Annotated in this window: 25 protein-coding genes; 18 read left to right on the forward strand and 7 right to left on the reverse strand. The window is 35.7% G+C overall.

From position 1 onward, the window contains the following. Positions 1–8: 8 nt before the first annotated feature. The 6 genes from MHH66_RS04075 to srtB all read left to right on the forward strand — a co-directional run bounded on the left by MHH66_RS04075 (position 9) and on the right by srtB (position 6957). The gene (locus tag MHH66_RS04075) at positions 9–467 is read left to right on the forward strand and encodes an NEAT domain-containing protein (RefSeq protein ID WP_002067448.1); all 459 of its coding nucleotides are present in this window, start codon (positions 9–11) and stop codon (positions 465–467) included. Between the two features lie 32 nt (positions 468–499). After that, entirely contained in the window at positions 500–3439 is a 2940-nt protein-coding gene (locus MHH66_RS04080; protein WP_078185042.1) for an NEAT domain-containing protein, read from the forward strand. A gap of 69 nt (positions 3440–3508) precedes the next feature. After that, the gene (gene isdE, locus MHH66_RS04085) at positions 3509–4390 is read left to right on the forward strand and encodes a heme ABC transporter substrate-binding protein IsdE (protein ID WP_078185041.1); all 882 of its coding nucleotides are present in this window, start codon (positions 3509–3511) and stop codon (positions 4388–4390) included. A 27-nt stretch (positions 4391–4417) separates the two neighbouring features. Beyond that, complete coding sequence (locus MHH66_RS04090; protein ID WP_078185040.1) at positions 4418–5401, forward strand: FecCD family ABC transporter permease; 984 nt, start codon at positions 4418–4420, stop codon at positions 5399–5401. After that, complete coding sequence (locus MHH66_RS04095) at positions 5391–6161, forward strand: ABC transporter ATP-binding protein (RefSeq protein WP_002088890.1); 771 nt, start codon at positions 5391–5393, stop codon at positions 6159–6161. The genes MHH66_RS04090 and MHH66_RS04095 overlap by 11 nt, the downstream gene beginning before the upstream one ends. A gap of 31 nt (positions 6162–6192) precedes the next feature. Next, positions 6193–6957, forward strand: coding sequence for a class B sortase (gene srtB / locus MHH66_RS04100; protein WP_002129321.1), 765 nt, complete (start codon positions 6193–6195; stop codon positions 6955–6957). A 69-nt stretch (positions 6958–7026) separates the two neighbouring features. Here srtB and isdG read toward each other — a convergent pair whose 3' ends face one another. After that, positions 7027–7350 (reverse strand): heme oxygenase, encoded by a 324-nt coding sequence (gene isdG / locus MHH66_RS04105; RefSeq protein WP_002015426.1) that lies wholly within the window; start codon positions 7348–7350, stop codon positions 7027–7029. Between the two features lie 256 nt (positions 7351–7606). On the opposite strand from isdG, the gene MHH66_RS04110 reads away from it, so the two are divergent. Both MHH66_RS04110 and MHH66_RS04115 read left to right on the forward strand, forming a co-directional pair. Further along, positions 7607–9397 (forward strand): cation:proton antiporter, encoded by a 1791-nt coding sequence (locus tag MHH66_RS04110; protein ID WP_078185039.1) that lies wholly within the window; start codon positions 7607–7609, stop codon positions 9395–9397. A gap of 92 nt (positions 9398–9489) precedes the next feature. After that, positions 9490–10689, forward strand: a complete 1200-nt coding sequence (locus tag MHH66_RS04115; protein WP_063218397.1) for a class I SAM-dependent rRNA methyltransferase — start codon at positions 9490–9492, stop codon at positions 10687–10689. Between the two features lie 43 nt (positions 10690–10732). On the opposite strand, the gene MHH66_RS04120 is transcribed toward MHH66_RS04115, so the two are convergent. Together MHH66_RS04120 and MHH66_RS04125 are read right to left on the reverse strand one after the other, a co-directional pair. Then, positions 10733–10927, reverse strand: coding sequence for a YwbE family protein (locus MHH66_RS04120; protein WP_001014315.1), 195 nt, complete (start codon positions 10925–10927; stop codon positions 10733–10735). Further along, entirely contained in the window at positions 10928–11101 is a 174-nt protein-coding gene (locus MHH66_RS04125; RefSeq protein ID WP_002015431.1) for a hypothetical protein, read from the reverse strand. A 170-nt stretch (positions 11102–11271) separates the two neighbouring features. Here MHH66_RS04125 and MHH66_RS04130 point away from each other — a divergent pair, with 170 nt between their 5' ends. The 6 genes from MHH66_RS04130 to MHH66_RS04155 all read left to right on the forward strand — a co-directional run bounded on the left by MHH66_RS04130 (position 11272) and on the right by MHH66_RS04155 (position 15644). Beyond that, positions 11272–11964, forward strand: coding sequence for a response regulator transcription factor (locus MHH66_RS04130; protein ID WP_061675613.1), 693 nt, complete (start codon positions 11272–11274; stop codon positions 11962–11964). Position 11965: 1 nt separating this feature from the next. Then, a complete protein-coding gene (locus MHH66_RS04135) occupies positions 11966–12901 on the forward strand; it encodes a HAMP domain-containing histidine kinase (protein WP_063218398.1) in 936 nt (311 codons plus the stop codon). Between the two features lie 126 nt (positions 12902–13027). Further along, positions 13028–13951, forward strand: coding sequence for an ABC transporter ATP-binding protein (locus MHH66_RS04140; protein WP_063218399.1), 924 nt, complete (start codon positions 13028–13030; stop codon positions 13949–13951). After that, on the forward strand, positions 13944–14105 hold the full coding sequence (locus MHH66_RS04145; RefSeq protein ID WP_002167608.1) for a hypothetical protein: 162 nt from the start codon (positions 13944–13946) through the stop codon (positions 14103–14105). Before MHH66_RS04140 ends, MHH66_RS04145 begins: the two co-directional genes overlap by 8 nt. A gap of 34 nt (positions 14106–14139) precedes the next feature. Then, a complete protein-coding gene (locus MHH66_RS04150; protein ID WP_002167609.1) occupies positions 14140–14844 on the forward strand; it encodes an ABC transporter permease in 705 nt (234 codons plus the stop codon). Positions 14845–14948: 104 nt separating this feature from the next. Beyond that, positions 14949–15644 carry an ABC transporter permease gene (locus MHH66_RS04155; protein WP_002167610.1) on the forward strand — a complete coding sequence of 232 codons (696 nt, stop codon included), beginning with the start codon at positions 14949–14951 and terminating at the stop codon, positions 15642–15644. Positions 15645–15707: 63 nt separating this feature from the next. On the opposite strand, the gene MHH66_RS04160 is transcribed toward MHH66_RS04155, so the two are convergent. The 4 genes from MHH66_RS04160 to MHH66_RS04175 form a co-directional block, all read right to left on the reverse strand. Further along, positions 15708–16040, reverse strand: coding sequence for a YfjL-like protein (locus MHH66_RS04160; protein WP_078185038.1), 333 nt, complete (start codon positions 16038–16040; stop codon positions 15708–15710). A gap of 134 nt (positions 16041–16174) precedes the next feature. Next, positions 16175–16678 carry a DinB family protein gene (locus MHH66_RS04165; protein WP_002129313.1) on the reverse strand — a complete coding sequence of 168 codons (504 nt, stop codon included), beginning with the start codon at positions 16676–16678 and terminating at the stop codon, positions 16175–16177. A 113-nt stretch (positions 16679–16791) separates the two neighbouring features. Next, positions 16792–18828 (reverse strand): Fe(3+)-hydroxamate ABC transporter permease FhuB, encoded by a 2037-nt coding sequence (gene fhuB, locus MHH66_RS04170; protein WP_063218401.1) that lies wholly within the window; start codon positions 18826–18828, stop codon positions 16792–16794. A gap of 7 nt (positions 18829–18835) precedes the next feature. Continuing rightward, entirely contained in the window at positions 18836–19810 is a 975-nt protein-coding gene (locus MHH66_RS04175; protein ID WP_078185037.1) for an ABC transporter substrate-binding protein, read from the reverse strand. Between the two features lie 406 nt (positions 19811–20216). Here MHH66_RS04175 and MHH66_RS04180 point away from each other — a divergent pair, with 406 nt between their 5' ends. From MHH66_RS04180 to MHH66_RS04195, 4 genes are all read left to right on the forward strand, one after another. Beyond that, the gene (locus MHH66_RS04180; protein ID WP_340866693.1) at positions 20217–21137 is read left to right on the forward strand and encodes a BclA C-terminal domain-containing protein; all 921 of its coding nucleotides are present in this window, start codon (positions 20217–20219) and stop codon (positions 21135–21137) included. Between the two features lie 193 nt (positions 21138–21330). Continuing rightward, positions 21331–23016, forward strand: a complete 1686-nt coding sequence (locus tag MHH66_RS04185; RefSeq protein ID WP_078185963.1) for a long-chain-fatty-acid--CoA ligase — start codon at positions 21331–21333, stop codon at positions 23014–23016. A gap of 106 nt (positions 23017–23122) precedes the next feature. Next, positions 23123–23710, forward strand: a complete 588-nt coding sequence (locus MHH66_RS04190) for a TetR/AcrR family transcriptional regulator (RefSeq protein WP_012261773.1) — start codon at positions 23123–23125, stop codon at positions 23708–23710. A gap of 11 nt (positions 23711–23721) precedes the next feature. Beyond that, entirely contained in the window at positions 23722–24498 is a 777-nt protein-coding gene (locus MHH66_RS04195) for an enoyl-CoA hydratase (RefSeq protein ID WP_002088868.1), read from the forward strand. The last annotated feature ends 16 nt before the right edge of the window (positions 24499–24514 follow it).

Genomic DNA, 24514 nt, shown 5'->3' on the forward strand with positions numbered 1-24514 from the left:
ATGAATATATGTTTAAACAATTTAAAATGATTATTGCCGTATTTGCTGTCTTATTTACGTTTATAGCAACACTAGGGTTACAAGATGCAAAAGCTGCTACACAACTAGCTGATGGAAAATATAATATTGCTTTTACTGTATGGAAAGGCGATAAAGATGAATCATCTAGAATGAATAGTTATTTTGAAAGTCCAGCAACATTAACAGTTAAAAATGGAAAACAATACGTTTCATTGAAAGTGAAAGATAGTGTTTCTATTAAAAGTTTCCAAGTAGAAAAAGATGGTCAATTTTTAGAAACAACAGTCTTAAGTGAAAACAAAAAAGAGAATACTAGAGTAGTAGAATTTGAAGTTGCTGACTTGTCAGAAAAACTAAAAGGAAAGGTGAAAATTAACATCCCAATTATTAATTATAACGCTTCATATGATATTCGTTTTGTATTTGATGGGAACAGCATTAAATAATTGGAAATTTTTTAAAAAGGAGAGTCATTCTATTGAACAGGTATTTTAAAATTGTTGTTGCAATGTTTCTAACGATTTTCACATTCGTATCAACGCTACAACCACTTGCAGTTCAAGCTGCTAGTCAACTAGCTGACGGTGAATATTCAATCGGTTTCAAAGTTCTTAAAGACACATCAGATGAAGAATCCATGATGAATCAATACTCTGTAAGTCCAGGAACTTTAAAAGTGAAGAATGGGAAAAAGAAAGTATCCTTTACGTTAGAACATAGTTCATGGATTACAAAGTTTGAAACGGAAAAAAGTGGTCAGTTTGTTGCGACAAATGTAATTAGTGAAGATCAAGAAAAAGATACAAGAGTCGTAGAATTCGATGTGGACGATGTAGAGAAGGTATTAAATGCGAAAGTAAAAGTAGACATTGATTTTTTAAATTATCATCATGACTATGATGTGCGTATTGCATTTGATCAAAATAGTATTACACCGATTCATGTAGAACAACCAAATGAAAAAGAGGACCCAGCTAATAAGCCAGATCCAAATGAAAATCCGGATCCGAGTCAGAAGCCCGACCAAAAGCCTGACCCAGATCAACAACCAAATTCTAACACAATTAAAGATGGAGAGTACAGCATTCCATTTAAAGTGTTAAAAGATCAAACAGATGAAGAATCTAAGATGAATACTTACATGGTAAATCCAGGGGTATTAAAAGTAGAAAACGGTAAGAAAAAAGCAATTGTAACGTTAAAAAATAGCTCATTAATTAAAAATTTCCAAACGGAAAAAGATGGCGCATTTGCTGATGCAAAAGTAGTGAGTGAAGATAAAGAAAAAGATACAAGAGTAGTAGAATTTGAAGTAGACGATTTATCTAAAAAACTAAATACAAAAGTATTTATTGAAGTGGCATCACAAGGTTACAAGCAAACACATAATGTACAACTTTTATTTGAACAAGATAAACTTGAACAAATTAAAAATGAAGAGAAACAACCGGAAGTAGAAAAACCAGAAGTAGAAAAACCAGAAGTAGAGAAACCAGAAGTAGAGAAACCAGAAGTAGAGAAACCAGAAGTAGAGAAGCCAGAAGTAGAGAAACCGGAAGTAGAGAAGCCAGAAGTAGAGAAACCGGAAGTAGAAAAACCAGATGCTGAAACAATTAAAGATGGTGAATACAGTATCAATTTCAAAGCTTTAAAAGATCAAACAGAAGAAATTTCAATGATGAACACGTATACAAAGAGTCCAGGCGTGTTAAAAGTGAAAGATGGTAAAAAATATGTATCATTCACATTAACGAATAGCGCTTGGATTACAAAGTTTGAATTTGATAAAAATGGTTCGTTTGTTGATGCGAGTGTATTGAGTGAAGATACGAAAGCTGATACGCGTGTAGTGGAAGTGGAAGTAGCAGATTTATCGAAAAAATTGAACGCAAAAGTAAAAGTCGATATCGATTCAATGAATTATCATCATTTCTATGATATTCAATTTGCATTTGATAAAGATAGCATTAAACCGTTAGATAACCAAGGCGGAAACGACAACCAAGGCGGAAACGATAACCAAGGCGGAAACGATAACCAAGGTGGAAACGATAACCAAGGCGGAAACGATAACCAAGGCGGAAACGATAACCAAGGCGGAAACGATAACCAAGGCGGAAACGACAACCAAGGTGGAAACAACAACCAAGGCGGAAACGACAACCAAGGCGGAAATGATAACCAAGGTGGAAACAACAACCAAGGCGGAAACGACAACCAAGGTGGAAACAACAACCAAGGCAATAATACAACAATTGATCCAAACGCTCTTAAAGACGGTGAATACAGCATTGGCTTTAAAGTATTAAAAGATCAAACAGATGAAATATCAATGATGAATACATACACAAAAAGCCCAGGTGTATTGAAAGTAAAAGATGGTAAGAAATATGTATCGTTTACATTAACAAATAGTACATGGATTACAAAGTTTGATTTTGAGAAGAATGGCTCGTTCGTTAATGCAAAAGTATTAAGTGAAAATAAAGAGCAAAATACAAGAGTAGTAGAAGTAGAAGTAAATGATTTGTCTAAAAAATTAAATGCAAAAGTAAAAGTAGATATTGATTCAATGAATTATCACCATTTCTACGATGTTCAATTTGTATTTGATCAAGATAGCATCAAAGCTTTAGGGAACCAAGGTGGAAACGATAACCAAGGTGGAAACGATAACCAAGGCGGAAACGACAACCAAGGTGGAAACGATAACCAAGGCGGAAACGATAACCAAGGCGGAAACGATAACCAAGGCGGAAATAATACACCGAAAGTAATAGTTGATCCGAAAAATTTAGTAGATGGTCAATATGATATTACATTTAAAGTGTTAAAAAACAAAACAGAAGAACTTTCAAAGATGCATGACTATACTGTAAATCCAGCAAAATTAATCGTTAAAGATGGTAAAAAGTACATTGAGATGACGCTGAAAAATAGTGCGTGGATTACGAAATTCCAAACAGAAAACAATAGTCTTTTTGCTGATGCAAAAGTAGTAAGTGAAGATAAAAATGCAAATACGCGAGTAGTACAATTTGAAGTAGAAGATTTATTTAAAAAATTAAATGCAAAAGTGAAAGTAGACATTGATGAGATGAACTACCATCATTTCTACGATGTCCAAATTCAATTTGATACAAATAATATTGGTGCGTTAGGAACAATTAAAGAGGATCCAAAAAATAATCCGAACAATCCAGTGATTACACCGAAAGTAGATAATGTAAAAAAAGTAGATAATCCTGATTTTAACCGAAATGCAGATGATAAGAAGAAAAAAGAAGATCAAAAAAATGATCCAAAAAAAGAGAAAAACTCAAAAACGGCAGATACAGCACAACTAGGTTTATACATGGTGCTATTGCTTGGGTCACTTGCTTTACTAGTTCGTAAATATAGAGCAGGAAGATTGTAATTTTTGGAGTCTTGATGCATGTTCGCATGCATCAAGACTTGTTTCATATTGTTTGGAAAGGAGTGGTGATTGAGAGTGAAGAAAATTGCTAGTGTACTAATGGCTATCATTCTATTAGTGAGTGTAGCTGGATGCTCGGCGCCCAAAAAAGAAGCAGCAAAACAGGTAAAGAGTGAGGGTAAAGAGAGAATTGTTGCAACGACAGTTGCTGTTACTGAAATTATGGATGCGTTAGAAGTAGATTTAATTGGTGTACCAACAAGTACTAAAGATTTACCAAAGAGATATAAAGGTTTACCTGAAGTTGGGAATCCGATGAGTCCTGATATGGAAAAGGTAAAATCATTAAAGCCGTCAGAAGTATTATCAGTGACAACACTTGAATATGAATTAAAGCCAGTTTTTGATGGTGTAGGTATGAAAGCAAACTTTTTAGATCTAACAAGTTTAAAAAATATGCAAAATTCCATTAGTAATTTAGGTAAGCAATATGGACGTGAAAAGCAGGCTGAAGCAGTTGTAACTAAGTTAGATAACAAGGTTGCAGAGATTCAAAAAGCAGTAAAGGGAAAGAAAGAACCGACAGTGCTTATTTTATTAGGTGTACCGGGGAGCTATTTAGTAGCAACAGAGCATTCTTATATTGGAGATTTAGTGAAACAATTAGGTGGTAAAAACATTGTACAAGGTGAACAAGTAGAGTATTTAGCTTCTAATACAGAGTATTTAAAAAAAGCTGATCCAGACATTATTTTACGAGCGGCACATGGTATGCCTGATGAAGTTGTAAAAATGTTTGATAAAGAATTTAAAACAAATGATATTTGGAAACACTTCGCTGCAGTTAAAAATAATCGTGTTTACGATTTAGAAGAGCGTTTATTTGGAACGACAGGAAATTTAGCAGCGACTGAAGCGCTAGATGAATTGAAAAAAATGATGTATCCGTGATGCATTTTAATATAAAGGAAGATTAGCATGAATAAAAAATTTTGGAGTTTCTTTATTGTTACTGTATTACTCATCATTATGATTTTGTTGTCAGCGACGAAAGGTAGTTTAGAAGTAGGTATTATTGACCTTGTACAAGGAATATTTACAGGGGCAAATGAAGATGTTGAAGTGATTAAAGATTTACGTTTCCCACGTATTATCATTGCACTATTTACTGGAGCAGCTCTTGCTGTTTCGGGCGTGCTCTTCCAAGCTGTCATGAAAAATCCACTTGCTGATGCTGGGGTAATCGGGATATCTTCAGGAGCAAGTTTTATGACACTTGTTATTATTACGCTATTCCCGCAATTCTTTTTCTGGACGCCGGTATTCGCCTTTCTAGGTGGTGCGTTTGCGTGTTATCTCGTTTATTCGTTTTCATGGAAATCAGGATTAAGTCCGCTTCGCATTATTTTAATTGGTATTGCCATTAATGCGATGTTCACTGGATTAAATGAATCGTTCATTACGATTTGTGGATACTTCATTAAGAGTATTAAGCAAACGACGACTTCTAATATAACGATGAAGACGTGGGGCGATGTAGAAATAATGGTTACTTATGGAACAATTGGTCTTATTCTTGCACTGTTTGTCGGAGCTTGGTGTAACTTATTATCTCTACAAGATAAGACTGCAAAAAACTTAGGCTTGCACGTGACGAGAGTTCGTCTTATTATTTCTGCCATTGCAGTACTCTTAGCGGCAGTATCAACAGCAATTGCAGGTGTTATCGCTTTCGTAGGATTACTCGTTCCGCACATTTCAAGACAACTAGTTGGTTCAGACCATAAAGCGTTAATTCCATTTTCTGCTCTTGCAGGGGCGTTATTAATTTTGACGGCGGATACGATTGGAAGGTTAATTGTGCCACCTAACGAAATTCCAGCAGCGACGATTATGGCAGTTATTGGTGGCCCATTCTTAATATTCTTGCTTAGAAAGAGTGATAAAGTTCATGGAAATTAAAAATGTAACCTTTTCGTACGATAATGTAACGGATCGATTAAAGTCGGTTAGTAGTGAAATAGAGATTGGTAAAATTACAACAATTATTGGACCAAACGGTTGCGGGAAATCAACATTACTTGGTGTGATGTCAAGAAATCACGATCCTCGTAGTGGAGAGGTAATACTTGATGGGAAGGCAATTAGCCAATATAAACCGAAAGAGTTTGCTAGAAAGTTAGCCGTTGTCCATCAACAAAATGAAGCACCGGCAGATATGACGGTAGAGAAATTAACAAGCTTTGGCCGTATGCCTCATAAAAATATATTTTCTTCGCAAACTGATGAAGATAGAGAAGCAATAGAAAGGGCTTTAGCATGTACGAATTTGCTAAGTAAACGTGATAAGGAAATTCATGCTTTATCTGGTGGAGAAAGACAGCGTGTTTGGATTGCCATGACGTTAGCTCAGAAGACGCCAATGCTCTTTTTAGATGAACCGACAACATATTTAGATATTTATTATCAACTTGAAATATTAGAGTTAGTAAAAGAATTAAATGAAGCACAAGGATTGACAATCGTTATGGTATTACACGATATTAATCAGGCGATTCGCTATAGTGATCATATCATTGTTATGAAAGACGGCGAAATTGTTACAAAAGGCAAGCCGAATGATGTTGTGACAGAAAGTATGATAAAGACGATATACGGTGTAGATGTCGTTGTAAAGCAAGATGAAGATACAGGATTGTATATGGTCCCAATGGGTATTTAAACATGCGAACAATCCGTTTTGAGGTGATAATTTGAGTAGCAAAAAAGAAAGGAAGAAGAATTCTTTTTTTCAACGAATACTTACAGTTGTTTTTTTAGGTACCTTTTTCTATTCAGTATATGAATTAGGTGATATTTTCATGGATTACTATGAAAATCGTAAAGTAATGGCCGAAGCACAAAACATTTATGAAAAAAGTCCGATGGAAGAGCAATCACAAGACGGGGAAGTACGTAAACAGTTCAAAGTTCTGCAGCAAATTAACCAAGAAATAGTTGGATGGATTACGATGGATGATACACAAATTAATTATCCAATCGTTCAAGCAAAAGACAATGATTACTATTTATTTCGAAATTATAAAGGTGAAGATATGAGAGCAGGAAGCATTTTTATGGACTATCGTAATGATGTGAAATCTCAAAATCGAAATACTATTTTATATGGTCACCGTATGAAAGATGGTTCTATGTTTGGAAGTTTAAAGAAAATGTTGGATGAAGATTTCTTCATGTCGCATCGTAAATTATATTACGATACATTATTTGAAGGATATGATCTTGAAGTGTTTTCGGTGTATACAACAACAACTGATTTTTATTACATTGAAACGGATTTTAGTAGTGATACGGAATACACATCATTTTTGGAGAAAATTCAAGAAAAATCGCTGTACAAAACGGATACAAAAGTGACAGAAAGTGATCAAATCGTAACACTTTCGACGTGTGACTATGCACTTGATCCAGAAGCGGGAAGATTAGTAGTACATGCGAAACTAGTAAAAAGACATTAAATAAAAAAAGTATAGAATATGAGAAGTGGTAACACTCTTCATATTCTATACTTTAAAAAAGAAATATGCTTACTGTGCTGCAGCCATTGGCATACGTACAACTTTTACATCATAGTAAGCAATTTTATTATCAAGAATATAGTCTGGCATCCCGCCTTGATGTGAGTGAGCATCTTTAAATGCTGAGCTCTTTGTCCAACCTTGGAAATCTTCTTTTGCATTCCAGCGAGTGCTAATTGTTACTTCATCATAATCAACTGTATTTTGCGTTAAAAGAACTTCTAATCCTAAAAATCCTGACATTGTTTCGACTTTACCTACTTTATTAAAACGCTCAATTAATTTATGGCCATTTCCCTTTGTAATTTTAGTTGTATTTGTAACAATAATCATGTTTATTCCTCCTATAAATGTGTAGCCTTTATTTTCAAGAACTCATATACATTGAATGATAATGAAAATCATTATCATTGTCAATAGTAATTTTCATATAAATGTAGAATTAAGGATGAATTTACTATTATATAAATAATTTGACCATATAGTTAATGAAGTTATATATTATTAAAATAAAACAAAATAAGAAATATACACAAGCAAAGTATGGTTTATACCTTGCTTTCGCAATACTATGAACAAGGAGGGTATTATGGTCGAATCACTGTTACTTAGTATCGTTATTATTATTACACTAGGCATCGCCTCACAATGGACTGCATGGCGCTTCCAGCTCCCTGCTATTGTTGTTATGGCAGTTGCCGGATTATTAATTGGTCCAGTTTTCGGTATTATTAATCCAAAAGAGGTGCTTGGAGATGTTTTTAGTCCACTCGTATCACTTTCTGTTGCCATTATATTGTTTGAGGGTAGTTTAAGTTTAGATGTACGTGAACTGAGGGGACTATCAAAACCAGTATTTCGTATTGTTACGTTTGGTGCGTTTATTGCTTGGATTGCTGGCTCACTTGCAGCCCATTACGTCGCTGGATTAGATTGGGCGGTTGCATTTATTATTGGAGGACTTTTTATTGTGACAGGTCCAACTGTAATTATTCCGTTGTTACGCCAAGCACGATTAAAGCCAAGGACAGCTGCAATTTTAAAGTGGGAAGGGATTATCGTTGATCCGTTTGGAGCATTACTTGCTGTATTCGCCTTTCAAATTGTAAATTTCTTAACGAAAGAAAATGTACACTTACATACGTTACTATATTTCTTTGCAGGTTCGTTATTTGCAATGGTACTTGGGTATGCGTTTAGTATTTTTATGAGTTATATGATTTTAAAAGGGAAAGTACCAGAATATTTAAAGGCACCGATTTTGCTCGTTACGGTATTACTATGCTTCGGCATTGCAGATGAAGTCATGCATGAAACAGGTATGCTAGCCGTAACAGTAATGGGGATTACACTTGCACGGATGAAGAAATATATTTCTTCTATCGGTGATATTCGTCATTTTAACGAAAATATTTCCGTACTATTAACATCGACTGTTTTCATCATCTTAACAGCATCACTTCCAAGAACGACGATTATGGAGATTTTTAGCTGGCCTATTATTAGCTTCGTACTTATGATGATATTTGTTGTTCGTCCTTTATCAATTTGGGTATCGACAATCGGAACAGAGTTAACAAAATCAGAAAGGGCGCTAGTTGGTTGGATTGCGCCGCGAGGTATTGTTGCATTAACGGTTTCAAGTTACTTTGCGACGGAGTTATTACAAGAAGGGTATAAAGATGCTTCTATATTAACAGCACTTACATTTGCACTCGTAATTACGACCGTTTGTGCTCATGGATTTTCAATTGGATTTTTAGCAAAAAAATTAGGATTAGCCAATACACAGCCACCAGGTATTTTAATTTCAGGAGCTAGTACATTCTCAACTGCATTCGCTATGCATTGTAAAGAGATGGGGATTCCGAGCTTAATCGTAGATGTATCGGAAGAACATTTGCAATGCGCAAAGGTGAAAGGGCTTAATACATATAACGGCCAAGTACTCTCAGAGCAGTTGCAATTTGAAGTAGATATGAATCAGTATGAATACTTAATTTCAGTTACAGATACGGATTCTTACAATGTATTAGTCGCAAACACATATGTACCGCAGTTTGGACATCATAATACATTTTTACTTCCGATTCATGATGTGGAAAAGATTGAGCAAGAACGCATCTCTCTTTCGAAAAAAGCTCATTTACTGTTTGGTCAAAATGAAATTTATGAAGAGTTAGATAGAAAAATTGAAGAGGGTTATACATTTAAAACGATACAAGTTGAGGAAAAACAAAAAATTAATAAAGAAGAGAGCGATTCAGAGGATGTAATATTATTTATTCGTCACGATGATGGTAGTCTTACTTTTTCAACATTGTATAAATATATAGCGGTTATACCAGGAGATGAGCTAGTTGTACTAGCAAAGCAATAATATGGTATAGTGAAACGAGGCTTTTTTCAGCCTCGTTTTTTACATTGCTTCCTACTAATTAGAAAGCATTCAAATGGAAAGGAAGACATTACATGCGATCTGAAGTAACTATAAAAATAAAACCGAAGTTTATAAAAGAAATTAAAAGTGGATATCCACTTATTTTAAAAGATGCTATTCAAAATTTAAATGATGTACGTGAAGAAGGAACAATCATCAACGTAGTAGATGAGAAGAACCAATTCATCGGAAAAGGCTATTATGGAAAACAAAATAAAGGATATGGATGGATTTTAACGAGAAAAGAGAAAGAGCAAATTAATCAACTTTTCTTTGAAAGTAAAATCAAATCTGCTTTACATAAACGAAAAGATTTTTATAAATCAAATGATACAACAGCATTTCGTGCCCTGAATGGTGAGGGCGATGGCCTTGGTGGTTTAATCATCGATTATTATGACGGCTATTACGTAATAAGTTGGTATAGTGAAGGGGTTTATACTTTCCGCGATGAGATTATAGCAGCACTTCAAAAAGTAGCAAATTTCAAAGGGATTTATGAGAAAAAGCGTTTTGATACTAAAGGGAAATACATTGAAGGTGATGATTTCGTCGCAGGAGAGCGCGGTGAGTTCCCACTTATCGTAAAAGAGAACGGTGTAAACTTTGCTGTATATTTAAATGACGGGGCGATGGTTGGTGTGTTTTTAGATCAGCGTAACGTTCGAAAACAAATTCGTGATAAATATGCAAAAGGAAGAACGGTTTTAAATATGTTCTCTTATACTGGGGCTTTCTCTGTATTTGCAGCGCTTGGCGGAGCGAGTAAAACAACGAGTGTGGACCTTGCAAATCGTAGTTTAAGTAAAACGATTGAGCAGTTTAGTGTAAATGAAATTGATTATGAAGCACAAGATATTATTGTAGAAGATGTATTTCTATATTTCAAATATGCAGCTAAGAAAAAGATGAAATTTGATATGGTTGTACTTGATCCCCCAAGCTTTGCACGCTCGAAAAAATATACGTTCAGTGCGGCGAAAGATTATAAAAACTTATTAAAAGAAACAATTGCGATTACAGAAAATAACGGTATTATCGTTGCTTCTACAAATTGTAGCGCATTCGATATGAAAAAGTTTAATGGCTTTATCGATACAGCATTTAAAGAAATGAACGGTAAATATAAAATATTAGAAGAACATTCTTTACCGGAAGATTTCCGTACAATTGATCAATTTAAAGAGGGAGACTATTTAAAAGTAGTTTTCATCGAAAAAATTAAAGGTTAATGAAAATAAGAAAAGGAGCTCAAGTTTAAATGAGCTCCTTTTCTTATTGAATAATATTTTGTACTCTGCCAACCTGTCCGTCTTGCAATCTTACTTTAATGCCGTGCGGATGTGAAGGTGAGTTCGTTAAAATATCTTTTACAATTCCTCTTGTTAGCTTACCTGTACGTTGATCTTGTTTTAATACAATATCAACTTCAAGACCTGATGAAATGTTAGATCGTTTTTGCCCGTTCATTTATACACCTGTACGTCTACGTTGGTTGTTTGTTTTTTTCGTTTGTTGGTTTTGTAATTTTTTCGTTTCTTGACTTTGACTTCCATTATTTGAGCCGTTTCCATTTCCTTGCTTTTTCTTCGCAAGTTGTTCGCGCATTAAATCAGCTAAGCTTACTTTTTTGTTTTCTGACATGATAAGTCTCCTTTATATAAAGTTAATTATGAACAATCGTAGTGAATTTCATCATATCATTGTTAAGGAAGGAAGGGAAGTTGGTTTGAAAATTCATATAATTCTTTCCAGCATTCATTCGTTACGATACAATTAAATTGTTAATGTTTGTTAAAAAAGGGGATAGAAATATGTCACATCATATTTTATTAGTTGAAGATGACATCTCAATTCAAGAGATGGTTGAAACATATTTAGTAAAAGAAGGTTTTCAAGTTACAATCGCATCTGACGGAGAAGAAGGAGTTGGCGTATTTTCAAAAGGTTCATTTGATTTGATAATTCTCGATATTATGATGCCGAAGTTAGATGGGTTAGAGGTCGTCAGAATCATTCGAGAAAAAAGTGCAGTTCCGATTTTAATGATGTCAGCGAAAGATACAGATGTTGATAAAGCGGTTGGATTAGGCCTTGGAGCAGATGATTACATTTGTAAGCCGTTTTCTATGATTGAACTAGCTGCACGTGTAAAAGCGGGTATTCGGAGGTCTACAAAGTATTCAGCTGTGGAATCAAAAGATGAGGCGATTCAGATTGGTGATTTAATAATTGACCCAATTAATTTTACTGTGGAGAAAAAGGGAAGACAGCTTAAACTTACTTTAAAAGAATTTGAGATTTTAAAGCTATTCGTGAAGAATCAAAATCGTGTTTTTACGAAAGCACAAATATATACGCTTGTTTGGAATGAAGAATATTATGGTGATGATAATGTTATTAATGTTCATATGAGAAGATTACGTGAGAAAATTGAAAGTGATCCATCTAATCCAGAATATATTAAAACATTATGGGGCATCGGCTATAAGTTGGAAGTGATGTAGTATGGTTGTATTTTTAACAGTGGTGATTATTATATTGCTTATCGTTATTTACGTGCAATATAAAATTAGAAAAAATAGTAGTAGGAATTTACGCTACACGTATGAGAAGTTAAATCGAATTGTAAAAGAACAAACTGGTGAGAAGCTATTAATTATGACAGATGATCTAGAATTGCGAAATTTATTAGTGGCGATTAATCATTTATTAGATGCAAAACAGAAAACGAATGCAGATCATGCGAAAGTGGAAATTTCGATGAGAAAAATGCTTTCAAATATTTCACATGATTTGAAAACACCACTAACAGTTATTCTTGGATATACCGAAATGTTAAATAAGGATAAAACGATAAATGAGGAAGAGAAGCAAATATTACTCGAAAAGGTGCATGTAAAAACACTAGAAGTGATGGAACTGATTCATAAGTTTTTTGATTTAGCAAAATTAGAATCCGGTGACAAAGCAATTGAGATGACAAAAGTAAATATGAATGAAGTTTGTCGCGAGAAGATTTTATCTTTTTATGATTTAGTGACGACGAAAGGGTTTCAAGTTCATATTGATATACCAGAAAGAAATATATATGCACTTGGAAATGTAGAAGTATTAGGTAGAGTATTGAATAATTTAATATCAAATGCGATTACATATGGTGACGATGGAAAGACACTTGGTATGACGTTAAGAGATGATGAAACGAGTGTGTATATAGATGTATGGGATACAGGAAAAGGAATTGATGAATCTCACATTGATAAAGTGTTTGAGCGTATGTACACACTTGAAGATTCCAGAAATAGATTGTACCAAGGAAGCGGTTTAGGGTTAACGATTACGAAAAGGCTTGTGGAAGCGATGGACGGAGAAATACATCTTTCTAGTAAGCCGTATGAAAAAACAATTTTTACAGTTGTATTAACAAAGATGCTGTTTTAGCTTGTAGAGAAGTAAATTCTACAAGCTTTTTTTTCAGCGTAAGGAATTTGTAAGGAACGGGTAAGAAAAAAGAGATTTCCGTTGTCTATTATAGAAATATAGAGCAGTGCGAAAGGGGAAAGTGACATGACATATATATTAAAAACGAACCAGTTAACGAAAGTGTTTAAAGGGAATGAAGTTATTTCTAGCGTTAACATGCATGTGAAAAAAGGAGAGATTTACGGTTTTTTAGGACCGAATGGTGCTGGTAAAACAACGATTATGAAAATGATTACAAATTTAATAAAACCGACGAGCGGTGATATTGAAATTTTCGGTGAGAAGTTAACAGACACATCTTATGAAGTATTAAAAAGAATGGGGACAATTATTGAATATCCAATCTTTTATGATAAATTAACGGCGAAAGAAAACTTAGAATTACATTGTGAATATATGGGGTATTACGATAAAAATACAATTGATCATGCGTTAAATTTAGTGAAACTACACGGCATAGAAAATAAAAAAGTAAAAGATTTTTCATTAGGGATGAAGCAACGACTTGGTATTGCAAGGGCGATCATGACAAAGCCAGAACTACTCATTTTAGATGAACCGATTAATGGTTTAGATCCAATTGGTATTAAAGAGTTACGAGACTTATTTAAAATGCTCTGCAAAGAATATGGCATTACGTTATTAGTCTCTAGTCATATTTTAGGTGAGATGGAACAAATGGCAGATACAATTGGTGTGATTCAAAATGGAAAACTAATAAAAGAAGTTTCGATGAAGAGTATTAACGGAAAACAAACAGAGTACATTGAAATCACTGTTCCTGATGTGAAGCGTGCAGCTTATATTTTAGAAGATAAACTCGCTATAAAAAATTACAAAATAATGAGTGGAAACATGATTCGTGTGTATGAATTGAAGGCGACGCAGCAAGCCATTTCAAAAGCACTCATTATGAACGATGTAGAAATTGAAAGTATTAATAAGAAACATAGTTCTTTAGAGGAGTATTTCTTAAATGTAATGGATGGAGAGGGCATTCATGCTTAATGGATTGTTAGTGAATATAGTAAGTGGATTAATCGTAATGTTCATAAGTGGGATTTTATATTATAGAAAACCAGTGCGGAAATGGTTGTTAATTTTACTAGTGATAGGAATGTTAAGCGTAGTTACTGCTGGAATTAGAATGTTAGTAGCGTAGAGGCAGTTATATAAGGAATGGAGGCATGGTTTATATGCTTAAATTAATGAAGCTTGAATGGAAGAAACATCAATTATCTAGTTATTTTAAAAGTGTAGCAATTTGTATTATAGCAATTTTCACCGTAGTAAACCTCATGGCGTTGGGAGCGAAAGACGAGGTAGATGGGCTATTCTCTGACTTCACGCAACAAATGGTTTTAATAAACACTGTTATTAGGATAACATTCATTATTTTTAGTTCGGTCATTTTATCACGTTTAATAATTGATGAGTATAAGAACAAAACAATACAACTATTGTTTATGTACCCACTGCAAAGAAAAATGCTAATGAGGGCGAAATTAACAATTGTTTTTTGTTTTTGTTTTGTGAGCACGATTATCGCTACTTTCAGTATTAGTTTACTCGTATATTTTGTGAGTCCAATGATGGGGCTGATTGAAACGCCAGCTACGATAGGTGAAATAATAGCTATCGTTCCAGCTACTTTTATAAATGCATTTATGATATCTGGTATAAGTTTAATTCCTTTATTTTTTGGGATGAGAAAGAAATCGACACCGACAACAATTACTTCTGCAGTAATAATTGGGATGCTAATTAGTAGTAACTTTGGTTCTGGAAACGGTCAAGTAAGTATGTTTAATTTTATCGCTATCCCAATAGTGCTCTGTTTATTAGGGATTTTTATTAGTTATCTTTCATATCGTAAAATCGACAAGATTGATGTGGCGTGAAGCAAGCTTAAAACAACAACGAACTGGGGTATGAATAGTGAAAAAAATAATAGTAATTGCAATTTTAAGTTAATTTCAGTGGCTTACATGAAAGGAGGACTATCATGCTACGTCTTATGAAGCTAGAATTGAGGAAGTTTAAGCTTGGATGGTATGTGAAGAGAGCGGTTATTGCAAATATCGTTATACTGGCACTACTAATCTTCGTTAGTATCGTTGCTCAAATAGAAGGGGATCCAAAAATAAGGGATCCGCAGATAATTTTGTCGATGGCTAGTGCGTTAGTAAGAGCAACATTTATTATTTTTGGTGGCGTACTAATAGCCAAGTTAATAATTGATGAATATAAAAGTAAAACAATACTACTCATGTTTTCTTATCCAATTAACAGAAAGAAAATGATGGTTAGTAAGTTGGCTATTACAGCGACATTAACATTTATAACAGTTATTTTATCGAACATTTTAGTAGTAGGAATTTTCTTTGGGATAGATAGTTATTTTTCAATTCTTCCTAATTCATTCACAGTAGATCAATTGATTCAAGAAGGGATAAATCTTATTCCTTTAGCCATTGCCACGGCAGGAATAAGCTTAATTCCTCTATATTTCGGGATGCGTAAACGTTCTGTGCCAGCTACAATCGTTTCTTCTATTATCGTTGTATTAATCGCAATGAATAACCCGTCCATATTTCCTATAGCGACGTTTCTTCCTCTTCAATTCACATTTGCAGCGATTGGAGTTGCGATTGCATATTACGGAATTAAAAATATAGAGAAGGAAGATATAACAGTATGACAAGAATACGTAAAAAAGAGTTGGCGTTATACCAACTCTTTTTTGTATATGTATGCTTCGTTGCTACTCTGTAAATTTATAGTGTTTGCTTAAATACTCTTGCACTCCTGGAGAAATGTTAAAGTTATTAGGACCTTTATATTCGATAGTAAACTCTCCATCTTCAATTGTTTCAAAGGCGATTGCATAGCTATTCATTTTAGCATCGTAAGAAGTATTTTTGACTTCTGCATCTAGATCAAAGTATTTTGTAATATATTCTTTTGATTCCGTAACTGCTGTTTGTTTTCCCCAAGGGGTACCATAACTTGTGAAATAAAGAGATAAACCGATAACTCCAATGATAGAAGTTAGTAAGAGAGTTCTTATTGTTATTTTTTTGTTTTTTGTATTCAATTTAGTTCCCTCCAATTAATATGAATTTATCTTAACGTATTTTCTCATAAAATACCATTTAGTAGAAAATAGTTTCACATGAAACAAGTTACAGAAAAAGACAAGGTGCAAAAACACCTTGTCTTTTTCTGTCGTTACATTTGGGGAGCTTCCATTCCAGTAGCAGCCCATTCTTCTTTTGCAGGACCATAAACGCCAGGGACTGTTAAGCCAGCTTGACGCATTAAAACAGTCATCTGTCCGCGGTGGTGATTTTGATGATTGATGAGTGTCATTAAAAATATAGAATTCGGCATAGGACGACCAAAGAAGTTATTAATAGTAGCTAAGTCTTTATCAGTCCACTCACTTTGAAGTGCTTCAATAAAAGCCGTATTCACTTTGCGATACCCATCTGCAATTGTTTTTGCTGAAGTTGGTACAGGATAATCTTTCGTTTCTCCTTCAAACTTAAGTCCTGTCCCTGATAGCATAATAGGAAGTGCTGTAACGATATGCCAAGCGACTCTCCCTAAAGTCCAGTGCCCAGGTGCAATTTCTTGTGATAAAGATTCATCGGTTAATGCATCGAGCATCTTCTGAGTAGACTCAGCCTCGTATGTCCATGATTGTAGAAAACCTTCAATAGTTTGGTACATATTTATCCCTCCTAGTTATGTTCATAGGTTACATTCGTGAAAAAAAGATAGTTTCCTTTTAACCTATCAGAACGAATAAAAAAGAGGCTTCTCATATTAAGAAGCCTCTTTTTTTAACCAACCTTCTTCCCACTCTTCCTCATCAACCATAAGAAATAAGGTGCTCCAAGTACAGCAACGACAAGACCAGAAGGGATTTCTTTCGGATATGCAATCGTTCGTCCGAGTAAATCAGCAAGGGAAAGAAGGATTGCTCCAAACAGTGCGGAACAAACGAATAGTCTTTGATGATTCATACCAACGACGATTCGTGCTAAGTGAGGTGCAACAAGACCTAAAAAGGCAATTGTACCGACAGCAGCAATGTTAATTGATGCAAGTAGTGTCGCTAACACAATTAGAGCAAGACGCGTTTTATTTACAGGCTGCCCGAGTCCGGTTGCTAAATCATCTCCAAGTACAAGAACGTCAAGTTGTTTCATTAAGAAAAAGATAATTGGTATAAGAATAAGAGATGGATATAGAATGATATTTTCTAAGTGATTCCATCCTCTTGCATACGTACTGCCTGACAACCATGTTAAGGCCGCAGCAACATTCAAATTTGCTCTAACGATAAAGATTTGAATAATCGCTGAGCCGAGCGCGGAAATGCCAATTCCTATTAAAGCAAGAGCTGTTGGGCTAAATCCTGATTTCCATGAGAAGAAGAGGACAATTCCAACTGCAAGTAGTCCACCAATAAATGCACCAATTGGTAGGAAGAAACCAGGAAGTGCGGGAAAGACATACATAATAGTTAAAGCACCAACACCAGCTCCCGATGAAATACCAATAATAGAAGGATCGGCAAGTGGGTTTCGTAATATTCCTTGGAAAACAAGCCCGCTTATTGCAAGGCATGCTCCGGCAATAGCAGCAACGAGCATTCTTGGTAAACGAAGGTTCATCATCATATTTTTATCAAATTGTGTTAATTGTCCTGTTATGGCATTTGTAATGCTTTCGATATAAGAATTGCTACCGATTGTAACACCAAGAGCAATCGTCACAATGCAAAGTGTGATAGAGATAATGATTACCTTTTTATAAGAGTAATAGCGAGAACTAGCTCCAGCTGCATTTGCGCCGTTATCATTCATATATTGTTTCGATTTCATCATGCGATACACTAAATAAATAAGCCAAGGTGATCCAATCATTGCTGTGACTGCTCCGACAGGAAGTTCAGCCCCAGTTGGATCTATTAGTCTACCAACGACATCAGCTCCAAGTAATAGTACAGCTCCCCATAAGAAAGAAGAGAGAAGGAGAGTAAAGTGTTGACGGTAGCCAATAAGACGCATTAAATGTGGTGCAACTAAGCCGACAAATCCAATTGGTCCAACAACAGTTACAATTACTGCTGTTAAAAAGATCGCAGCAATGAAGGCGATAAGACGTGTTACTGCTGTTTTTTCACCAAGAGAAACAGCAACATCATCACCAAGTAAGAGGATGTTGAGTTTACGAGACATAAATAGTAAAACTAGGAAAGAAATAATGATAAATGGAAAAGCAAATTGAACGCCATCCCAGTTATTTTGAATAAGAGATCCAGCTCCCCATAAAAATAAACCAGCTGTTTCATTTTCATAGAAAAGCTGCATCGTTCCGGTAAAGGCAGAAAGCATTAATGTAACGACCATACCAGCTAGTGCCATTCTAAGTGGGGTTCCCTTTTTCCCACCAGAAATACGGTATACAAATAAAGCAGTAATAGCACCGCCGATAAATGTGAAAAGAAGTGAATTAATTTGCAGACCTTTCGGTAAGAAAATTGTAGCCGCTACTAGAAAGAAATATGCGCCAGAGTGAATACCCATTGTACTGGATTCAGCAAGTGGATTTTTCGTTAATGTTTGTAAAATAACCCCAGATGCAGCAAGAGCACCTCCAGCTAAAATGGCAATTACAGCTCTAGGTAATCGAAGCATGATTAAAGTTTGATGCTCTAGTGATTGGTTCGGTGAGATAAGAGCATCAATAATCATACTATAGGAAATGTTTGCTTGCCCTTGTCCGATATGAATAAAGAAAAGGAGGAGCAAGAGAGCTGCTCCTCCTCCGAATACAAGACTTGCTCGAAGTGTATGTTGTAAGCTATTCATCGTGTAATCACTTCTTCGCTGTCATTACATCTGCTACTTGTGTTGCTAAAGATTTTGCAGACTCAGGACCACCGAAAATCCAAGTGTCGCCTTTTAATTTATACATTTTGTTTTCTTTTTTGAAATTTAACCCTTCCCAAGCAGGGTTACCTTTTAGTTGCGTGTCAAAAATGTTATCATCATCCGCTACAATGTAAATGAAGTTTGAATTTTGTACACTTTGTAATGATTCTACAGTTGTTTGTTTGAAACCATCTGCCTCTGATTTCCCAGCTTCAAAAGTGTTTGTTAAACCTAATTTTTTTGTAACTTGTAAAGCTGTAGAATTGTCAGTCAATATACGGAATGTTGGTACGTTTTTAGCTGTAAATGCTTGTACCATTGCGATGTTTTTATCTTTTAAGTCTGCTTTGTCAATTTTCGCTTTTGCATCTGCAAATGTTTTATCCATATCAGCTAATACTTTTTTACCTTCTTCTTCTTTTCCAACTGCTTTTGCAATTTGTTTAAATGTCTCTGTCATTTCAGCAAAGTGATCGTTATTGCTTGTTGATGGATCGAACATAACTGTAGGAGCGATTTGCTCTAATTCGTTTTTAATAGCTTTACTACGGAATGAAGCTGTGATAATTAAATCTGGTTTTAGACGGCTAATTTCTTCTAAGTTTGGTTGTTGACGTGTTCCTACATCGACAACATCTTTACCTGGTTTTGTTGCTGTATTTACCCATTTATTATAATTCTTAATGTCTGCCATCCCTACTGGCTGAACACCAAGCGCTAATAAGTCTTCTGAATATACCCACTCAAGTACAACAACTTTTTTCGCTGGTTTATCTAACTTCGTTTCCCCTTCAGCGTGTTTAATTGTTATAGCTTGATTTTTATTGTCCGCTTTTGTTTCTTTTTTCTCCTCTTTTTGCTGCCCGCATCCAACAGCAAATAGAAGAACTACTATGAAAATACTGAAAATTTTCTTCATCTTCTGCCCCCAAATAAAATGTTTTATTTGCAATATGTACGATATTGAAAATCGTTATCAATTACAACACCAAAATCATACTATGAGGGCGTTTTAAGTGTCAATATTTTTTTAAAATTTTGACTAAAAATAATGATTTATACGGATTTTAATATATAGTATTGAAATGCATACGTGTATCAAGGTTGAAGGAGCTGAAATTCCTTTAATGAGGAAGGCAAAAGTACAAGCGAAAGGAGAGCGTATTGCATGTAATATTTATTAGAATGTAAGGAAAAAAACTTTGTTTATAAAAAGTTTGTTCCAGAGCGGGTAGTCGATAAGGAAAATAAAAACTGATTTTTATTAGAAAGATATTTTTAATTAGTGGGCTTACTTAAAAGATCGAACACGAAGGAGGGTCAACATGTCTTTATGGAGTAATAATGCAAATGGATATTGTGGATGTAATAATCAAAATGGTTTACATGTTGATTCGTGCTGTTTTAGTTGCGATGGGACAGTTCCTAAGCTCGGTCCAACAGGTCCAACAGGAGCGACAGGTGATACAGGAGCGACAGGTTCAACGGGAGCAACGGGAGCAACGGGAGCAACGGGAGCAACGGGAGCAACGGGAGCAACGGGAGCAACGGGAGCAACGGGAGCAACGGGAGCAACGGGAGCAACGGGAGCAACGGGAGCAACGGGAGCAACGGGAGCAACGGGAGCAACGGGAGCAACGGGAGCAACGGGAGCAACGGGAGCAACGGGAGCAACGGGAGCAACGGGAGCAACGGGAGCGACAGGAATAACGGGAGCAACGGGAGCAACAGGAGCAACGGGAGCAACGGGAGTAACGGGAGCGACAGGAATAACGGGAGCAACAGGAGCAACGGGAGCAACAGGTGAAACAGGAGCGACGGGAGTAACAGGTACAAGTATCACGGCAACGTATGCATTTGCGAATAATACATCGGGTACGGCAATATCAGTATTACTTGGTGGGACAAATGTCCCACTTCCAAATAATCAGAATATCGGTCCAGGAATTACAGTGTCGGGGGGGAACACAGTATTTACGGCCGCAAATGCAGGGAATTATTATATTTCATATACAATTAATATAACAGCTTCATTATTAGTTAGTTCGCGAATTACAATTAATGGGGCACCGCTTGCTGGGACTATCAACTCCCCTGCATTAGCAACGACTTCATTTAGTGCAACAATTATTACGACTCTTGCAGCGGGGAGTGCAATTAGTTTGCAGTTGTTTGGATTGTTAGCAGTTGCCACGTTATCAACGACTACACCTGGTGCAGTTTTAACGATTATAAGATTAAGCTAAGTAACGTGAACTCTCTTATTCTTTTAAAATTAAGAGAGTTTATACATATAATAAGAAGTTAACGAAGTAAAGCATAGTTATACAAAAGTCAGAATATTATGATTGTAACGCTGTTCTGACTATAATATAATGAAAACAATCATCATGAATGAACATTCATTTATTTTCACAAGTATTGGAAGGGGGAATGAGAGTGGAAAAACCTTGGTTGCAGAGTTATCCAGAGGAGATCCCAGGTACGATTTCATATGATATTCAGCCACTTCATGGGTATTTAGAGAAAATGGCTGTTCGTTATCCAGAAAAGAAAGCGCTTCACTTTTTAGGTAAAGATGTTACATTTTCAGATTTCCATGACAAGGTAAAGAAATTTGCGAATTACCTTCAAAGGCTTGGTATTGAAAAAGGCGATAGAGTTGCGATTATGTTACCGAATTGTCCGCAATCTGTAATTGGTTATTATGGTACTTTGCTTGCGGGGGGGATTGTTGTACAAACGAATCCTCTTTATACAGAAAGAGAGCTTGAGTACCAACTTCATGACTCAGGGGCAAAAGCTATTCTTTGCCTGGATTTAGTGTTTCCGAGAGTTACTAATGTTCAAACTGCAACAAAGCTTGAGCATATTATCGTAACCCGTATTGCAGATTTTTTACCATTCCCTAAAAATTTACTTTATCCATTTGTACAAAAAAAGCAGGCGAATCTTGTTGTGAATGTGTCGGAAAGCGAAACGATTCATCTTTGGAAATCGGTAGAAAGAGAAAGTAATGCTGATGTTGAAGTTCCATGTGATCCCGAAAATGATCTAGCCCTTTTGCAGTATACAGGGGGAACGACAGGGTTTCCAAAAGGGGTTATGTTAACGCATAAAAACCTCGTTTCGAACACTTTAATGGGAGCGCATTGGTTATATAATTGTAAAGAAGGAGAAGAGGTAATTCTCGGTGTTCTTCCGTTTTTTCATGTGTACGGGATGACAGCTGTAATGAATTTAAGTATTATGCAAGGATATAAAATGGTGCTTATTCCGAAGTTTGATATGAAAATGGTTTTTGAAGCAATTAAGAAACATAAAGTTACACTATTTCCAGGAGCACCAACCATTTATATTGCTCTATTAAATAGTCCTCTTTTAAAAGAATATGATATTTCTTCAATTCAGGCTTGTATTAGTGGTTCTGCACCGCTTCCTGTAGAAGTGCAGGAGGAGTTTGAGAGAGTTACAGGTGGTAAATTAGTAGAAGGTTATGGATTAACGGAGTCATCACCAGTTACACATGGGAATTTTTTGTGGGAAAAGCGTGTGCCGGGAAGTATTGGGGTACCGTGGCCGGATACAGAGGCAATCATCATGTCACTTGAAACAGGAGAGTCATTACCTCCAGGTGAAATTGGTGAAATTGTTGTAAAGGGCCCACAAATTATGAAAGGGTATTGGAATAAGCCAGAAGAAACGGCAGCTGTACTGCAAGATGGCTGGCTCCATACAGGTGATGTAGGATACATGGATGAGGATGGCTTTTTCTATGTGAAAGATCGTAAGAAAGATATGATCGTTGCTAGTGGCTTTAACGTATATCCTCGTGAAGTAGAAGAAGTGTTATATGAACACGAAAAGGTGCAAGAAGTGGTAACAATCGGTGTTCCTGATCCGTATCGAGGGGAAACTGTAAAAGCGTTTGTTGTTTTGAAAGAAGGCACTGAGTGTTCTGAAGAAGAATTAGATCAGTTTGCACGTAAATATTTAGCAGCTTACAAAGTTCCGAAGGTATATGAGTTTAGAAGTGAGTTGCCGAAGACGACAGTCGGAAAAATTTTACGTCGTGTCCTAATAGATGAAGAGAAGAGAAAGAATGAGGATGAGCAAACGGGCTAAGGCCCTTTCTTTTTGAAAAAATAGGATTGACACTTTTCTAAATAGTCAGTATTATAAGAATATGAATGACTATTCATTCAGTCATCTTCTTGAAGGGGACAGTAAAGTGAAGAAAAATAGACCGAAATACAATCAGATTATTGATGCTGCAGTCATTGTGATTGCGGAGAATGGATACCATCAAGCGCAAGTTTCTAAAATTGCAAAGCAAGCTGGGGTAGCTGATGGCACGATTTATTTATATTTTAAAAATAAAGAAGATATATTAATATCCTTATTCCAAGAGAAGATGGGAGAATTTGTTGAAACAATTCGTCAAAAAATAGCAGGAATTGAAAGCGCTGTAGCGAAGTTATTCATGTTGGTAGAAACGCACTTCTTGCTGTTGTCACAAAATGATCCTCTTGCTATCGTTACGCAATTAGAGCTAAGGCAGTCCAATCAAGACTTGCGCCTTAAAATAAATGAAGTATTAAAAGGCTACTTACAAGTTATGGATGAGATTTTAGAGACAGGTATAAAGCAAGGTGAATTTCAGGCGGATTTAAACGTTCGTGTGGCAAGACAAATGATCTTTGGAACAGTAGATGAAGTTGTGACCAATTGGGTAATGAGCGATCATAAGTATGATCTGGTCGCACTTTCAAAAACGGTACATGGGCTACTTATTGCAGCTTGTGGTTATCGTCAATAATGGGAGGGATCATGTTGAAATTCCTATCTGTAAAAGTTGAAGATCATATCGCGGTGGCGACGTTAAATCATGCGCCAGCTAATGCGATGTCTTCACAAGTTATGCATGACGTTACTGAATTAATCGATCAAGTGGAAAAGGATGATAACATTCGTGTTGTTGTTTTACATGGTGAAGGACGCTTCTTCTCAGCAGGGGCAGATATTAAAGAATTTACATCTGTTACTGAAGCGAAGCAAGCAACAGAGTTAGCACAGCTTGGACAAGTTACGTTTGAGCGTGTTGAAAAATGCTCAAAACCAGTTATTGCGGCAATTCATGGAGCGGCACTTGGCGGCGGCCTTGAGTTTGCTATGTCTTGCCACATGCGCTTTGTAACTGAAAGTACAAAGCTTGGTTTACCTGAATTAACACTTGGATTAATTCCTGGTTTTGCAGGTACACAACGCTTACCACGTTATGTTGGTAAAGCGAAAGCTTGTGAAATGATGTTAACAAGTACACCAATTACTGGTGCAGAAGCATTACAATGGGGACTTGTTAACGGAGTGTTTTCTGAAGAATCCATTTTAGAAGATACGCTTAAAATTGCAAAACAGATTGCTGGAAAAAGCCCAGCAACAACTCGTGCTGTGCTAGAGTTATTACAAACGACAAAATCGTCTCATTATTATGAAGGTGTACAGCGTGAATCACAGATTTTTGGTGAAGTATTTACGAGTGAAGATGGAAGAGAAGGCGTAGCAGCGTTTTTAGAAAAACGTAAGCCTTCATTTAGTGGTAGGTAGTCCAATTATTTTTTTA

It is taken from the genome of Bacillus sp. FSL H8-0492 (assembly GCF_038006145.1).
Taxonomy (GTDB): domain Bacteria; phylum Bacillota; class Bacilli; order Bacillales; family Bacillaceae_G; genus Bacillus_A; species Bacillus_A mycoides.